Below are 15243 nucleotides of genomic sequence, written 5' to 3' on the forward strand. Positions count from 1 at the left end.
ACCGCCCTGACCGGAGGTCAAGGCGGTTTCTACCAGCGTGGCCAGGGCCGGGGTCGAACCGGCGACCTTCCGCTTTTCAGATCTCGGCAAGACCGTTCAGCCGGGTTCGCCCGGGCGCAACACGCTTGTCAAGGAGACCACTAGAGCAGCAGCCACAGTCTGAACGGACCTGAACTGAGACGGGGACTGAGACGGACACGTGACCAGCCGATACGCCCTGCCGCGCTCGGCGCGGGTCCGTGGCGATCTGCCGGCTAAGGGTTGGTCTGATCGGGTGGTCGTCGGCGGTTGGGTTGACGGTGGCTGGCTCTTGGGGCTCTCAACCCACACCCCTCCCCGATCGCAGTGAGGCGCTGATGGCCCAGATCATGACGGTAGTGAGTGTGCTTGGCCCACCGCTGATCGCGTTGGCTGGCTTGGCGCTGCGGTTGCGGTGGCAGGCACTGCGCGACCAGCGGCGGCAGGACACCCTCCTCGCTCTCACGTCCTGTCTGCCTATCAGTGGGGTGGTTGAGATCGAAGATTTGCGCGACGATGGCAGCCGCCTCCACGTGCGCGTCACCACCGCCCTCGAACCCCACGCTGGATGACAATGAGCGACCCCGACTCACCCGACACGCCCGCCACCACTCAGACGGGAGCCGACGAGGCCAAACCCGACACGACGCGGGACGCGGAGTTCACAGCGTTCTACCGCGCGACCACCAGACAGCTGGTCGCCTTCCTGATCGCGCAAGGCGCAAGCCTCGCTGATGCCGCCGACATCACCCAGGACACAATGGCCAAGGCCTACCAAGGTTGGCACGGTATCGAGCACCCCCGTGCGTGGACCCACCGAGTAGCCTCCCGCACCTTGGTCCGCCACCGGCTCGACGCCCGCGATACCCCGGTCGCCGAGCCGCCCGAGCCCAGCCCGCTGCTGCGCGCCACCGACATCGAGCATTGGGAGCGGCAGCACGACATCGCCCGAGCGCTGAACGAGCTGCCACCACGGCAACAACAGGTCATGGCCTGGACCCTCTTCGGCTTCACCCCAACCGAAATCGCCGACGAGCTATGCATGGCCCCCGGAACCGCTCGCCAGAACCTAATGTCCGCCCGCCGGGCCCTCAGTTCCTGGCTCGCCAGGAAGGACGGCGGCCAATGACCCACGACGACGCACACGCCGAACACGGACTTGACCACTGGCTGGCCACCGCAATGGCCTCGCTCGATCGCGCACTCGACGACGTCCTGAACCTCGATTCTGGGCTCGTCGACGCCAAGCTCCCAAACCTGCGGGATGACCTCACCCGAGACCTCGACCAAGTCCTAGATCTCGATGCTGGACTCGACGACATCCTGCCCGCTCGGCGCCCCCCTGTTCCCACGGCCGGGCCACCAGCTCCTCAGCCAACCGGTGACCTCGCCCAGACACCACTGGGCGCGTTCGCCGGCGACTTCACCGCGCTCCCTGCCCACGAGCGCCTCGCCGCCCGCGCCTGGCTCCCTGTACAAGAGCTGATCGAGCTCCACCACGCCGTGCGCCTTGTCCTCCGCGCCGAAGACCTCATCCACAACCTCGCCGACGACCGCGACCTCGCCCACGCCCTCACCCGCGACCGCGACCTCGCCCACGCCCGCGACCTCGCCCACGACCTCGCCTACGACCTCACCCGCGACCACGACCTCGCCCACGACCTCGCCTACGACCTCACCCGCGACCTCACCTTCGCCCGCGACCTCGCCCACGCCCTCAACCGCGACCGCGACCTCGCCCACACCCTTGCCCAAACCCGCGACCTCGCCTACGCCCGCGACCTCGCCCACGCCCTCACCCACGACCTCGCCCACACCCTCGACCTCGCCGACACCCTCACCCACGACCTCGCCCGCGCCCGCGACCGCGCCCACGCCCACGCCCTCAACCGCGTCCGCTCCCTCGATCGCACGAGTAATCTCGTAGTTGCTCTTTACTCCGCCCTCCGGCGCGAGGTCGAGATCTTTGGCGAGAGGCATCACGCCCACGACTTCGACTTGGAAGAAGACCTGGGACGGCTGATCGAGGCGGCGACGAATGTCAACGGGGCCGACCTCAGCCAATTGGACCTCCGCGGAATTCCCCTGCTGGGGCTGCGCTGGTCGGAGGCGACGCAGTGGCCGGTCGAGTGGCGCGACCGGATTCGCCGAGACTCAATCGAACTTCATCCCGGCCACTATGAGATCCGCCAAGGTGGCATCGACATCGATCACCGCATCGACACCCAGGTCTGACGACAAGCCCACACCCTCAATATCCGCTGACGTCTGGAAAGACGCCAATCACACTGACGCCTGCCCCCCAATCTGTTCCTCATCAGGCACAACTGGTTCGCCCGGCCAGCGCGAAAGGACCCGGTCAGTCCTCATTGCTGACCGGGTCCTTCTGTCGTTCGGAGTGCTGAACTGGTCTACGTCAGGACGTCGTCACGCAGACGGCCGGAGAGCGCTCGCGCCGCCTCCGATTCGGGCGCCATTCGAAGCAAGTCGTTCACCAGACCGCGCACAAGGCGATGACTGTGCACCTGCTCAGGAGTGATCGCCTCTGCATCTTCGAGAGCCGCCAAGGCGCGCTCCACGTTTCGTCGCTGCGTCCAGGCTCGCGCCACATCGATGAGTAGCCGGCCACGACGTTCTGGAGACAGCTTCGACGCGTCGACCGCCTCGGCCCGCCGGATCGCCTCGCCAGCATCACCCAGGTCAACGGCTACCGCCACCTCGTGAAGCTGCACATTGGTCGGACCGAACTCGGTGTGATAGTCATTTCGATCGCCACCAAGTTTGCTCGCTATTTCCTGAGCGCGATCAAGGAAACGGCGCGCATCGTCCGCCCTATCCGTCTGTGCAGCTATGACCGCGAGTTGCAAAGTGAGAGCCCCGTACACACTCAGGGCTTCCGGAACCCCCTGTGCGACCAGACTCTCTAAAGCCTGACTAGCGGTACTTGCGGTGTGCTCAGCCTGGTCGAGCTGGCGAGCCCCGAGGAAGACCAGCGCGAGCCGGAACGCGCCTTCAGCCATAAGCAGCGGGTCACCCGCGCGCCCGGCATCGGAAATAGCCCGGTCCGCCGCGACCCACGCAGCGTCAAATTGCCGCAGCTTCGCCAACGACGATGCGCAGGCGTGATAACTCCGCGCGAGAAGCGCGAATACCTCAGTGGAATTTGGACCAGTTGATGACGTCTCCAACCTCGGCAGCAGCACTTCCAGCAGAGCCACCAGCTCGTCATAGCGTGACTCGTGCGCAAGGACCCAAGCCCGGTCAGCGCCAGCGCGGAGTTCCGCGATGTCGTGCCTATGGGCTGAGCCCAACGCGGCACGAAGGGCGTAGTTGGCACTCAGCAGCAACCGCAAAGGAATAGATTCCGCCGGCCGCTCCATCGCCACCACCTTCGGTGCCGTAGGAGCGAGTTCAGCCAGGGAGACATTGAGCACTTGGGCAATTTTCTCGATATCACCCAAGCTCTTCACAGACCGAACACCGCGCTCGACTTGCGAAACCCACGCCTCTGACCGGCCGACCATCGGCGCGAACTCGCGTTGCGACAAGCCGCGCCGGGTGCGATACAGGGCAATCTTGCGCCCCAATTCCGCGTCCTGGTCAGACATCGGCAGGTAGCCCCTTCGCCGTCACCGGCGTCACGAACTCGACCCGCGCGGACTCGACGTACCGCGACCGCTCGTCAAGGAACCGCCGGGTGTGCAGCTGGCGCTCGTGCTCCTCGAATGCCTCACGGTCGCGGTAGACCTCGTAGAACACGCGCGACAGGGGCGAGCCGTCGACGAGGTGCGTCGCGTACACGAGCGTGCCCGGCTCGTGCGCCGCGATGCCCTCCCCCGTCTCTGCGACCAGCTGGTCGAAGTCCGCAGCCTGGTCAGCCCCACACAGCTCAAAACGGACAACTAGCGCAAACATGAGTCTCTCCTTCAGTCGTTGGCCCGCCACGACGGTACTACACCCGGACAAAAGTACGGCTCTTTGCCACCCAAATTCCCTGCTCAAGTGGCAGAGCGCACGACACCAGACAAGAAGACGTACTTTTGTACTGGACACGTACTTATGTACTAGGTACTCTCGGCTGCGTCAGGCCGCGCAGCCACACCAGGCAAGCGAGGCACAAAAAGGCCCGATCCGAGTTGCAGCTCGGATCGGGCCGGAGCACCGAAAGTTGGGCCAACGATGCGAGTCGAGGATAACGCGGTCTTCCGAGTTCGAGACCTGGTCAATCTGCTGGACGTGTCGCCGAACACCGTCTACCGGGCGATCAAGACCGGCGAGCTGGACGCCCTCAAGTTCGGCTCGGGGAAGGGCACGCTGCGCGTCCCGGGCACGGCCGTAAACGTCTGGCTGGGCACCTGCGCGGAGCGGGGCTACGCGGACTTCGTGCAGGGCGACCAGTCCCCCGAAGCCGCCGACGACGTGCCCGCGGAGGTGGCCTGACCATGGCTGCCTACAGCACGCTGCCCGCGTCGGTGAAGCGCGAGGAAGACGCGACCGATGCCCAGGTCCAGACGTGGGTGCTGGCCGCTCAGACCGGCGACCCGCACGCCTTCGGCGAGCTCTACCGCCTCTACTACCGGCGCATGTACCTGTGGATGCGCTCGAACGCCCCGGACCCCGGCGACGCTGAAGACTTGGTGCAGGAGCTGTTCGCCAGGCTGCTGGTCGACCTGGCCGACTACCAGTCGCGCGAGGGCAGTCCGTTCGTGGCGTGGCTCTACGGCGGGGCCAAGCTCACGCTGCGCCGCCACGTGTGGAGCTGGACCGAGCAGCAGGGGGCGCCGGCCGAGGTGGAGGCGGACCGGTTGCTGCGCGGCTACGACGACCCGGAAAACCAGGAGCTGTCCGGGCCGGTGTCGGCCGCGCTGGCGAGCCTGCCCGCCGGGCAGCGCCGCCACGTCGAACTGCGCTACCTGGACGGGCTGTCCCGCCCGACCGTCAGCGCGGTGCTCGGCTGCACCACCAGCGCCGTGAACAACAGCTGCTACGAGGCGCTGAAGAAGCTGCGCCGCCAGCTGGCCGGCCTCGCCCCCGCGCGTCGCCAGGCCGCCCAGCCGCCGGAAGAGTCCACGGTCTTCACGCTCAAGGAAGCCGCCGTCCACTGTGGCCGGTCCCGCAGCGGCTTGGCCCACGCAGCTGCGGAAGGGCGGCTGGTCTCCTACTGGCGCGACGGACAGCGCGTGGTGACCGCCGACGACCTGGCCGCCTACCTCGCCCGCACCCACGTCGCCGCACGCGTCGCGTCCGTGTCGGTCATCCCGCGACCGCGGACCAGCCCAGAGAACACCGACCGGCTGGAGCTGGGCGGGGAGGTGGCGTGCTGATGTCGCTGTTCGACGTGGTGCGCCGCTTCGGGACCTGGCGGCTGGTGCTGTTCACCGGCTCGCTGCTGGCCTTCCTGGCCCTGCACCTGATCCGCATTCCGCTGGTCCTGCTGGCCCTCGTGCTGGAAACGGCCCTCGGGCTGCTCAACGACGCCGCCACGCGCCAGGCCAGCGCACCGCCCCGACGACCGGTCAACGACTTCTACGCCCACACCGGGCAGGCAGGAGGCGCCTGATGCCCACCCCCGACCACAACACCCCACCGGCCGGGACCGGGCCGGGCACCCGCGCGCCGCTGACCCGCCGGGCCAGCACCGACGTGACCAGCCCCGGCCCGACCGGGCCGACCGCCACCGTACGGGCCGCAGTGTGGACGGGCTGCCACCTCGGTGAGCTGGCCGCGATCACGATCACCGGCTCGCTGGCCATCACGGTCAGCGTGTGGTTCGCCGCCGTGGCCGCGCTGCTGGCCCTGGTCTGGGCCGCCCACGAGTACCGCGCGCATCGCAGCACCCGCACGACCCACGACACGACGACGGACACGACACGAGAGGCAGGTGAGCAGGCATGACCACCACGACCACACCGGGCGGACAGGAGCCGGACCCGGCCGGCGAGTTCGCCGACCAGGTCGCGGGCTGGCTCGCCGACACCACCAGCCCGGCCCCGGCCGAGGTGGCCGGCGAGGAACCGGCGGTGTCCAAGCGGGTCGCGGCGATGCGGGCCGAGGTGGCCGAGGCTCGCCAGCTCGCGCCGCTGCTGGCCGAACCTGCTCCGTTGGTGCTGGACACCGCCCGGGTACGCCGCCGCCGCAAGCAGGGCCGACAGGCCGCCGCCCTGCACACCCTCGGGCAGGACCCGGCGGTGCGGGCATGGCAGGCCGCCCGCTGGCGCCTGGCGCTCACCGTCACCGGCGGGGTAGCGCTGGTGCTGTCGCTGGCCTGGTCCACCGCCGGGGTGCAGCGCTTCGCCGCCGAAGGCGCGCCCGCCTGGTCGCCGGGGTGGGTGTTCGCGTGGCTGGTCGAGCCGTTCATGTCCCTGGCCCTGCTGACCGTGGTCGCCGCGCGGGCGTTCATGGCCACCCGCGGCCGGCCCCTGGACGACCGCCGGTTGGTGCGGGTCGAGCGGCTGTTCCTCGGGCTCACCCTCGGCATGAACGCCTGGCCCCACCTGCCCGGCGTCGCGGACACCTTCACGGTGTCGGGGCTGGTGCTGCACATCCTCGGGCCGGTCGTCGCCGTGGCGGTGGTGACCGCGCTGCCGATCGTCTGGAACGCCTTCGCCCAGCTCGACCACACCACCACCCCGGACGGGCCGGAGGCGGGCGTTACCCCCCTCACGTACAGGGAAAACCCGCCTTCCCTGCCCGCCGCGCCGCCCGCGTTGCTGGCCCGCGCCCGGGACCTGATCACCACCGGCACGCTGCCCGCCGCCCCGTCGGCGCGGGCGCTGCAGAAGACCTTGCGCTGCGGGATGGACGACGCCCGCGCCGTGCGTGACGTACTGAAGGAGCAGGCATGAACACCACCGACCACAACCACGACCACGACCAGCTGGCCCCGGTGCACCACCTGCCCGTCCGCCCCGCCGACCCCGAGACGCCCGTGATCGAGGGCGAGGCACTGGAGGGCGAGGTCCTGACCGTCGAGGAGTACACCCGCATCCAGCGGGCCAAGGCCGTCGAGCGCTACCGCGGCTACCACCAGAGCGCGCGCACCGTCGCCCAGCGCACCCGCTCAGGCGCGGGAGCGCTGGCGCGCACCACCGTCGCGGTGGCCACCCACCCACGCACCCGCAAGACCGGCACGATCTGCGTCTACACCACCGGCGTCCTGGCCGGCCCCGTCGTCGGCATCTGGGCGTCCTGGGAGCAGTTCCACAACTGGCGCACCGCCGCCGAACACCGCGAAGGCGGCACCCACCGCGGTGACCCGATCCCCGAGCGGATCACCACCCAGACCCAGGTCCAAGCCCGCCGGGAAGACCAGCTGGGCAAGATCGGCCGCGCGCTGGTCTCCCGCCCCGCGTTCACCTTCTGCGGCCTCGCCGCCCTGGCCGAGGCCCCCGCCATCATCGACTGGACGATGAACGGGTGGCCGGTGTGGGAATACTCCCAGGCCGTGGCCACCATCGACCTCACCGCCGGGGCCGCGATCGCGGCCGCCGTGACGGTCAACGGGTGGGCCTACCTGCGCAAGGTCTTCAAGCGCCGCAACCGCAAGCGCGTCGGCACCGTCGCCGACGACGGCAGCCAGCTGCCGGTCCTGCCGATCGCCGAAGCCCGCCACGACCGCGCCGCACTCGAGCTGCTGCGCCGCTCGCTGCTGGCCCAGGGCGTGGAAACCAACCCGATCGCCGGACGCCGCACCGCGTGGGGCTGGGAGCTGGAACACCAGATCGTCGGCGGCTCGGGCAAGCGGCCGGCCGACGTCATCAAGAAGCTGGAGCAGATCGAAACCGACCTGGACGTGCGGCAGAACGGCGTCCTGGTCCAGCCCCACACCGAACGCCGCGCCCGCTTCACCACCCGAATCATCGAGTCCGACCCGTGGGCCAAGATGCCCCCGCTTCCCATGTACCCCAACGGTTCCCGGCGGCTGGCCGACCCGATCGAACTCGGGTTGCGGCTGGACGGGCGGACCATGTCCGCGTCGTTCCTGTCCACCCACGCGATCATCCTGGCCGCCTCCGGCGGCGGGAAGTCCGGCCTCATCCGCGCCATCGTCGACGGTCTGGCCCACACCGCCGACGCGATCCTGTGGGACCTGGACCCCTCCGGCGTCGGACAGGCACCTCAGGCCGACGCCATGGGCCTGCGCGCCCTCTCCCCGGAGGACTGCGAGACGGCCCTGACCATCGCGCTGGGCATCGCGACGGCACGGACCCGGATCAAGGACCGCCTGGGCATGGGTGACGAGTGGCAGCCCACCCCGGAGTACCCGGCTCTGGTGGTGGTGCTCGACGAGTTCCCGCGCCTGACCAAGGAGGCAAAAGCACTGGCAGTGTCGCTACTGCGGGTGGCGCGCAAGGCGGGCGTGGTGCTCATCTTCGCCTCGCAGTCGGCGAAGAAGGACGCCCTCGGTGACTCCGTGGCGGCCGAGGTGGCGTGGAAGGCGGCCGGCCCCGGCCTGGCCGACTACCAGACCCGACTGTTGTTCGGCGACAACGCCGTGTCCGAGGGCTACACCCCGGGCAACTACCGGCCGAAGCGCGGGTCCCGGCTCAACGACACCGGCACGTTCTTCCTGGAAGGCTGCACCGAAGGCGACGAGCCGATCCCCACCCGCGCCCTGTGGTTCGACAACAAGATCGCCGAACAGCGCGCCCGCCGCGCCGCGCAGGCCGGCCGACCGCAGTGGGACACCGCCACCCTTCAGGCCGCCGGGGTCACCGCCGCGCAGCTGTGCGGCTCCACCAGCCCGGAGGACGCGGCGGTGGCGCAGCGGGCCGCGTTCGAGGACGAACAGCGTCACGCACGCCTGGGCGTGCTCGGTGAGGTCGTGGACTACCTCGCCGACGATCTCGCGACCTGGCAGGCCGGGGCCGACAGTGCCCGCGACGCGGTGTCCTCCACGGAGCTGGCCGAGGCGCTGGGACGCGGGTCGGGCAAGGCGCTGGCACGCGACTTCGCCGACTTCAATCTCACCCCCGGACAGGTCCGCATCCCGGGCGAAGACGGCGAGGACAAGCAGGCCCGCGGCTACCGCTTCGCCGACATCCTCGCCGCCGTCACCACCGCCGAAAGCAACACACAGTAACCATCGGGAGTGTCACAGGCGGCGCACCTTGCGCGCGAACTGTCACAAGCCTTGTGACACCACGCGCAGTGACCTGACCAGCAACGACGACGCTTGTGACACTTGCGGACGTTCCCGCAGGTTACAGCCATATCCCGCCTCAGCGGCCACCCCCAGGGGTGCCCGCCGAAGTGTCACACCCACTCGCGACCACGCACCGTAACCAGATCTTGGGAGGCTCTCATGGCGACCGACACCACGACCCACGCCCTGACCGACCCGTGTCGGCAGTTCCTCGGCGCGCTCATGCTGCTGCCCGCGCCCGCCGCCCGCGCGGCGCTGGCCGGGATGCGCGCGTCCGACTTCGGGCACGGCATGGCCGCCCACGTCGCCCAGCTGGCCATCGAGACCGTGGCCGCCGGCCACGCGCCCGGACCGGTCACCCTCTACACCCACGCCATCACCACCGGGCAGGCCGCCGGGGAGCACCGGCGGCACTGGCTCTCCGGCTGGCTGATCGACACCTTCCGCGACGCCCCGCCCGCCGCGCTCGGCCCCCACCTCAAGACCGTCGTCCTGGAGACCGCCTGGCGCGCCGCCGTGGCCACCCACGCCCGGCGGCTGGCCCAGGCAGCGCAGGACGCGCCCGCCGACGTGCTGCGGGAGCTGACCGACGACACCACCGCCGACGAGCTGTGGACCCGCTACCAAGCCGCCGCCACCACCGAACCTGCTCCGTTGCGGAAGGCCGCCTGATGACCCGTACCCACCCGCCCGCCGGACTGTCCGATCTGGACAGTCCGGCCCAGTCGAGCGCGTTCGAGGCGAAGGCCGCCGCCGCGGTGGCCCGCGCCCGCGCGTGGCTGCCTGCCGTCGACGACGCGGTGTTCGGCTGCTACCTCGGGGACCTCGTGGAGCAGCTGGCGCCGACCAGCGAAGCCGACCCCATCGCCATCTACGCCTCCCTGCTGGCCTTCGCCGGAGTCCACCTCGGACAGGGTCCGCACGTGCGCGCGGGCGACGACCCGCACCCGCTGCTGGTGTGGCCGCTGATCATCGGCGACACCGCCACCGGCAAGAAAGGCACCTCGTGGTCGGCGGCCAAGCGCGTCATCGCCGACGCCGATGCCGACTTCGCCGCCGCCAACATCAAGGGCGGCCTGACCTCCGGCGAAGGCCTTGCCCAGCGCTTCGCCCTGGACAAGGACGGCGAAGCGCCGGAGGACTTGCGGCTGCTGGCGCTGGAGCCGGAGTGGGGCGGGGTCATGGCCAAGATGCGCCGTGAGGGCAACAGCCTCTCGGCCGTCCTGCGCCAGGCGTGGGAAGGCGGGGACCTCTCGACCCTGACCGTCAACGCCCGCATCGCCCCGCAGTCCCACGTCGCGATCCTGGCCCACATCACCCCCGAGGAGTTCCGCTCCAAGCTCTCCGATGCCGACATGGCCGGCGGCACCTACAACCGGTTCCTACCGCTGGCTGTGGCCTGGTCCACCGCCCTGCCCGACACCACCGGCGCCGACCCCGGCTTGGTCTGCTCGCTGGCCGCCGACCTCGCCGACCGGCTCGCCACCGGCGCCGCCCTGGGTGCGCTCGAACTCGCCGACGACGCGCGGGAGCTGTGGCGAGACCTGTACCTGGAGTTCAACACCGGCGACCACCACGCCAAGGTCGCCCAGTTCGTCTCCCGCGCCCTGCCCTACACCAAACGCGTCGCCGGGATCCACGCCGCGCTGGACGGCACCCCCGTCATCCAGCCCGGCCACCTCACCGCCGCTGCCGCGCTCATCCGCTACGCCATCGACACCGCCTGCACCCTGTTCACCTCCACCGCCGCCCCCGCCAAGCTCGCCACCTGGATCGCCGACGCGGGCGAGGCCGGCCGAACCCGCAAGGACATCACCACCGGCTTCTACGGCGGCAACACCGACCGCGCCGACATCGACGCCGTCCTGACCCAGCTCATCGACGCCGGAACCATCACCCGCAGTAGCCGACGCCCGGACAGCGGCAAGGGCCGCAGCATCGAGGTCTACACCGCCCGCAGCCACCCCACGAAGGAAACGAACTAACGAACTAACTCACTGACCAGCACAAACGCCCGTGACTTCGTGCTCATTAGTTCGTACCGAACGAACTAATGAACCCCAATCCCACCGCAAACCGCAAGTCAGCGCATTAGTTCGTTAGTTCGTTTAGTTCGTCGCCCCGGGCCCAGCCCGGCGGCCGGCTCCACCCGACTCGACCACCCACTGTCACCGCTACCTCTGCCAGCTTGCGACCCAGCCACCTCGCCACGGCTGGCAGAGGGGCACAGCAGCAACCGAGCAGGTCCGCGCCGCCGCGCGCGCCACCAGCTGGCCCACGCACCGCACACCCCACAACGCTCCGGCCCGGCCGGAGCAGAAGGAGACACCGCCATGACGACCCCGCCCGACACCACCACCGCGCAACCGCGCGAACTGCTCAAGGTCGAAACCGCCGCGAAGCGCCTCAGCGTCGGCCGGACCACCATGTTCAACCTCATCAAGGCCGGCCACATCGAAACCGTCCAAGTCGGCCGCCTCCGGCGCGTTCCCGACACCGCTATCACCGACTACATCGCCAAGCTCACCGCGGCTCAACACGCCGCCTGATCGAAAGGAAAAATCGATGCCACGCAAGCAACGTCCCGAAGGCACGCGCGCGCCGAACGGCGCGAGTTCTATCTATCTCGGCAAGGACGGAAAATGGCACGGCCGCGTCACCATGGGAGTCCGTGATGACGGTAAGCCGGACCGCCGTCACGTCGAGCGTAAAACCGAGGCCGAGGTTATCGAGGCTGTTCGCGCGCTGGAAAAGCAGCGTGATTCGGGCAAGGTCAAGAAGGCCGGTCGCTCGTGGACGGTCGAGAAGTGGCTGACGCACTGGCTCGACAACATCGCGCTCCCATCTGTCCGCTACAAGGCCGGGAACGCGTACCGCACCGCGGTGAACAAGCACCTCATTCCCAATCTTGGTGCGCATCGCGTTGACAAGATCGAGCCCGAGCACTTCGAGAAGCTGTACGTGAAGATGCTCAAGTCCGGACTAAAAGCAGCGACGGCCCACCAGGTGCACCGGACGGCGCGGACCGCATTCGGCGAAGCACTTCGTCGAGGCCACATCGTCCGCAATCCGGCGGAGCTGGCGAAGCCGCCGCGCGTCGAGGAAAAGGAGATCGAGCCGTTCGAAGCGAACGAGATCGGCCGGCTCCTGGTGACCGCGCTCGCGCGACGGAATGGCGTCCGGTTCGTGCTCGCGCTCGCGCTCGGCACGCGGCAGGGAGAAACGATCGGGCTGAAATGGTCGCGGCTCGACCGGGAGCACCGGGCGTTGCGGATCGCCAAGCAGCTGCAGCGCCAGACGTGGCAGCACGGGTGCGAGAACCCGCACAAGTGCGGGGCGAAGTACCACAAGGTGAGGTCCTGCCCGGAAGACTGCAAACGGCATCACCGGAAGCCGTGCCCGCCGCCGTGCTCGCCGGACTGCGTGAGCCACGCCCGGTGGTGCCCGCAGCGGCACGGCGGCGGCCTGATCGAGGTCGACGTGAAGTCGTCGGCCGGCCGCCGGGGCATCGTGCTGCCGAACAGGCTCTACGAGCTGCTGATGACGCACGAGGAACGGCAGGCCAAGGAGCGGGAGCACGCCGGGTCCGAGTGGCACGGGGGCGAGTGGATGTTCACTCAGCCCAACGGGAAGCCGCTCGACCCGCGGCGGGACCTTGACGAGTGGAAGGCGCTTCTCGAAGAGGCCGGGGTGCGGGAAGCCCGGCTGCACGACGCGCGCCACACCGCGGCCACCGTGCTGCTCGTGCTCGGGGTGCCGGAGCGGGCCGTGATGGAGTTCATGGGCTGGTCGAACAGCACCATGGCGAAGCGGTACCAGCACATGACCGCCGGGCTCCGCCGAGAGATCGCGGACCAGCTGAACGAGTACCTGTGGAAGCCCGAACGCAAGGCCAAGGGCAAGCGACGGAAGGGGCGCAAGAAGGGCGATTGAGACGGAGACTGAGACGGAGCGCACGCGAAACAGCCCCCGCCGGGTTCGGTGGGGGCTGTTTTGGCTGATCAGAACGGTGGCCAGGGCCGGGGTCGAACCGGCGACCTTCCGCTTTTCAGGCGGACGCTCGTACCAACTGAGCTACCTGGCCGGGAACGCCGGCAAGGAGCCGAACGATCTTGCGACCCTGACGGGACTCGAACCCGCGACCTTCGCCGTGACAGGGCGACGCGCTAACCAACTGCGCCACAGGGCCTTGCGTTACTACTGTACTGCGTACTCCCAACGGGATTCGAACCCGCGTTGCCGCCTTGAAAGGGCGGAGTCCTAGGCCGCTGAACGATGGGAGCCCGGTCGGTTTCGGGTGACCGACCGACCGCGCTCTCAGGTTCCCCTGGGAGCGATTACAAGCATAGGGCACGCCGCCACCCCTTTGCACAGGGGGTTCCTTAAGCCTTCGGCGAAGCTCAGACCTGCGCAAACTCCGCCAGCTCCGCCAGACGGCGAGCGAGCTCGGCTTGCTCCGGCTCGGACAGCGCCGACACGAGCAGCTCACCGATCCGGTCGTCGGTCAGGGTCTCGGCGCGGTGCCAGCGGTCGCGCAGGTCCGGCTTGCGCTCCGCCGAGGCCACCAGCTCGTCGGCCGCGTCCTCGGGCCACGCCGTGCGCAGCAGGCGCCCGCGGCCGCCCTCGGGGTCCGCGATCACCGCCTCCGGGACCGACAGGCCCACCGCGCGCAGGGCCGCGAAGTGGAGGCCACCACGCAGCTCGCGGAAGACCATCAGCGCGAAGCCGAGGCGCTCGACGTCACCTTCGGGACGCTCGGCGTTCTTCCACCCCGCGAAGAGCGCCAGCCCGCTGGCGTCCGCGGCGTCGACGACGCGGAACATCAGATCCGCCAAGCGGCCGGGCTCCGATACGGCCGAAAGGCTGACGCGTGACCACCGAGCCGATGACTCCGCGTAGGCGCGAACCGCGGCAGGCGCGTCGAGGGCCGCCGTCGCCGGCGGCAGGACGAACTCGAACAGCCAGTGCGGGAAGATGCCGAACAGCTCCGCGGCCACCTTCGGCGGGACGTCACCGAGCACCGTCGACCGTCCCCGCACGTACAGCGAACGCGGCGGCAGGCCGGCCTCCGCCTCGACCTCGGCCAGCTCCGGCGACGTCATGAACTTCCCGCCCAGCACCTGCACCACCGGCCTGATCCGGTTCGCCAGATCCGCCACACCCTCGATCGCCGTCATGTCCGGCCCCTTTCGACGCGGCAACCGTAACACTGTTATTAAACCGGCGTCAAACAGTGGCCCACACCTTGCCAATTACTTCCCGAAAACCGGCACAACCAGCGGAGATATCACCGGACGGGCCCGGCGCAACACATCGGACCCGCCCGCCACCACACCCTCAACGCTGAACCGGCGCCTGCCCGTCCTCATCCAGGTTCAAGCCCAGCATCTCCAGCAACTGGACACAGTCCTCAACCCCCAGCGCCCCGTTCGCGACCGCCAGCCGCGCCCGCCGGACCTGATCGTCCGACACCCGCTGCGCATCCGCCGCCCCACTCCGCTGCGCCGGCAACGCCCCGGCAAACGGCGCACTCCCCCCATCGGCACCTTCGTACCGAAGGAGGAACTGCCGCACTTCAACAGACCCGCTCATAGCCCCTCCACACGGCTCACAACAACTTGGCCGCGAGGCTAACCAGCGCCGGCCACCACACACAGCCCCCCGGAGAGTGAACCTGAGACCACCCTCCGCTCAACGCAGCGCAATCGGCACCACCGAAGAAGAACCCCACCCGAACGAACGTCACCCCCACAGCAAAGTGACACCACACGGGGAAATTTCCCGCTCTCCACTCGCCCAACCACCCAACTCGTGCAACAATCGAGGTGCTGACACACCCCCGGTCAGCGCCTGTGGAGATCCCCTCCGACCCCCGCGTTCCTCCCCCTGGCGCGGGGGTCCTCCATTTCTTGGCCCGCTTCGGGCTTCGCCCTTCGCCTGGGCCAACATTTCGGTGTGCCGACCCGGGGGGCCGAGCCCCCCGGACGGGTCTGTCAAACGAGCGGTGTAACTCGGGTTGAAGGGGGATCTACTTGCGTCCGGCGGCCAGACGGCCGTCGAAGGCGATCTCGAACGCGTTC

General features: G+C 69.3%; 17 protein-coding genes and 3 tRNA genes. 13 read left to right on the plus strand and 7 right to left on the minus strand.

Features of this window, described 5'->3' with window-relative positions; all coding sequences use genetic code 11:
• The first annotated feature begins 356 nt into the window (after nt 1–356).
• From AB0F52_RS29930 to AB0F52_RS29940, 3 genes are read left to right on the plus strand one after another with little or no spacing between them, the layout of a single operon-like run.
• Nucleotides 357–590, plus strand: coding sequence for a hypothetical protein (locus AB0F52_RS29930; protein WP_360178202.1), 234 nt, complete (start codon nt 357–359; stop codon nt 588–590).
• 2 nt (nt 591–592) lie between these two features.
• On the plus strand, nt 593–1147 hold the full coding sequence (locus tag AB0F52_RS29935; protein WP_360178204.1) for a sigma-70 family RNA polymerase sigma factor: 555 nt from the start codon (nt 593–595) through the stop codon (nt 1145–1147).
• Nucleotides 1144–2253, plus strand: a complete 1110-nt coding sequence (locus AB0F52_RS29940; protein ID WP_360178206.1) for a hypothetical protein — start codon at nt 1144–1146, stop codon at nt 2251–2253. The genes AB0F52_RS29935 and AB0F52_RS29940 overlap by 4 nt, the downstream gene beginning before the upstream one ends.
• A 176-nt stretch (nt 2254–2429) precedes the next feature.
• Here AB0F52_RS29940 and AB0F52_RS29945 read toward each other — a convergent pair whose 3' ends face one another.
• Nucleotides 2430–3626 carry a helix-turn-helix transcriptional regulator gene (locus AB0F52_RS29945; protein ID WP_360178209.1) on the minus strand — a complete coding sequence of 399 codons (1197 nt, stop codon included), beginning with the start codon at nt 3624–3626 and terminating at the stop codon, nt 2430–2432.
• Nucleotides 3619–3933 carry an antibiotic biosynthesis monooxygenase gene (locus tag AB0F52_RS29950; protein ID WP_360178212.1) on the minus strand — a complete coding sequence of 105 codons (315 nt, stop codon included), beginning with the start codon at nt 3931–3933 and terminating at the stop codon, nt 3619–3621. Before AB0F52_RS29950 ends, AB0F52_RS29945 begins: the two co-directional genes overlap by 8 nt.
• 264 nt (nt 3934–4197) lie before the next feature.
• Between AB0F52_RS29950 and AB0F52_RS29955 the strand changes: the two genes are divergently transcribed.
• From AB0F52_RS29955 to AB0F52_RS30000, 10 genes are all read left to right on the plus strand, one after another.
• Complete coding sequence (locus AB0F52_RS29955; protein ID WP_360178215.1) at nt 4198–4458, plus strand: helix-turn-helix domain-containing protein; 261 nt, start codon at nt 4198–4200, stop codon at nt 4456–4458.
• 2 nt (nt 4459–4460) lie between these two features.
• Nucleotides 4461–5342 carry a sigma-70 family RNA polymerase sigma factor gene (locus tag AB0F52_RS29960; RefSeq protein ID WP_360178218.1) on the plus strand — a complete coding sequence of 294 codons (882 nt, stop codon included), beginning with the start codon at nt 4461–4463 and terminating at the stop codon, nt 5340–5342.
• The gene (locus AB0F52_RS29965) at nt 5342–5578 is read left to right on the plus strand and encodes a hypothetical protein (protein WP_360178266.1); all 237 of its coding nucleotides are present in this window, start codon (nt 5342–5344) and stop codon (nt 5576–5578) included. Before AB0F52_RS29960 ends, AB0F52_RS29965 begins: the two co-directional genes overlap by 1 nt.
• Nucleotides 5578–5913, plus strand: a complete 336-nt coding sequence (locus AB0F52_RS29970; protein WP_360178221.1) for a hypothetical protein — start codon at nt 5578–5580, stop codon at nt 5911–5913. Before AB0F52_RS29965 ends, AB0F52_RS29970 begins: the two co-directional genes overlap by 1 nt.
• Nucleotides 5910–6863, plus strand: a complete 954-nt coding sequence (locus AB0F52_RS29975; protein WP_360178224.1) for a conjugal transfer protein TraI — start codon at nt 5910–5912, stop codon at nt 6861–6863. Before AB0F52_RS29970 ends, AB0F52_RS29975 begins: the two co-directional genes overlap by 4 nt.
• Entirely contained in the window at nt 6860–9100 is a 2241-nt protein-coding gene (locus AB0F52_RS29980; protein WP_360178227.1) for a hypothetical protein, read from the plus strand. Before AB0F52_RS29975 ends, AB0F52_RS29980 begins: the two co-directional genes overlap by 4 nt.
• Nucleotides 9101–9322: 222 nt before the next feature.
• Nucleotides 9323–9835 carry a hypothetical protein gene (locus tag AB0F52_RS29985; RefSeq protein WP_360178230.1) on the plus strand — a complete coding sequence of 171 codons (513 nt, stop codon included), beginning with the start codon at nt 9323–9325 and terminating at the stop codon, nt 9833–9835.
• Complete coding sequence (locus AB0F52_RS29990; RefSeq protein WP_360178233.1) at nt 9835–11148, plus strand: DUF3987 domain-containing protein; 1314 nt, start codon at nt 9835–9837, stop codon at nt 11146–11148. The genes AB0F52_RS29985 and AB0F52_RS29990 overlap by 1 nt, the downstream gene beginning before the upstream one ends.
• A gap of 348 nt (nt 11149–11496) precedes the next feature.
• On the plus strand, nt 11497–11712 hold the full coding sequence (locus tag AB0F52_RS29995; protein ID WP_360178236.1) for an excisionase family DNA-binding protein: 216 nt from the start codon (nt 11497–11499) through the stop codon (nt 11710–11712).
• Between the two features lie 16 nt (nt 11713–11728).
• A complete protein-coding gene (locus AB0F52_RS30000; RefSeq protein ID WP_360178239.1) occupies nt 11729–13096 on the plus strand; it encodes a tyrosine-type recombinase/integrase in 1368 nt (455 codons plus the stop codon).
• 77 nt (nt 13097–13173) lie between these two features.
• Here AB0F52_RS30000 and AB0F52_RS30005 read toward each other — a convergent pair.
• From AB0F52_RS30005 to AB0F52_RS30025, 5 genes are all read right to left on the minus strand, one after another.
• Nucleotides 13174–13247: transfer RNA gene (locus AB0F52_RS30005), tRNA-Phe, on the minus strand.
• Nucleotides 13248–13278: 31 nt separating this feature from the next.
• Nucleotides 13279–13352, minus strand: a tRNA-Asp gene (locus AB0F52_RS30010).
• 21 nt (nt 13353–13373) lie between these two features.
• Nucleotides 13374–13446: transfer RNA gene (locus tag AB0F52_RS30015), tRNA-Glu, on the minus strand.
• A gap of 117 nt (nt 13447–13563) precedes the next feature.
• Entirely contained in the window at nt 13564–14340 is a 777-nt protein-coding gene (locus tag AB0F52_RS30020) for a hypothetical protein (RefSeq protein WP_360178242.1), read from the minus strand.
• 160 nt (nt 14341–14500) lie between these two features.
• Nucleotides 14501–14755 (minus strand): hypothetical protein, encoded by a 255-nt coding sequence (locus AB0F52_RS30025; RefSeq protein WP_086838175.1) that lies wholly within the window; start codon nt 14753–14755, stop codon nt 14501–14503.
• Between the last annotated feature and the right edge of the window lie 488 nt (nt 14756–15243).

The sequence above is a fragment of the Amycolatopsis sp. NPDC024027 genome (assembly GCF_040638975.1).
In the GTDB taxonomy this organism is placed as follows: domain Bacteria; phylum Actinomycetota; class Actinomycetes; order Mycobacteriales; family Pseudonocardiaceae; genus Amycolatopsis.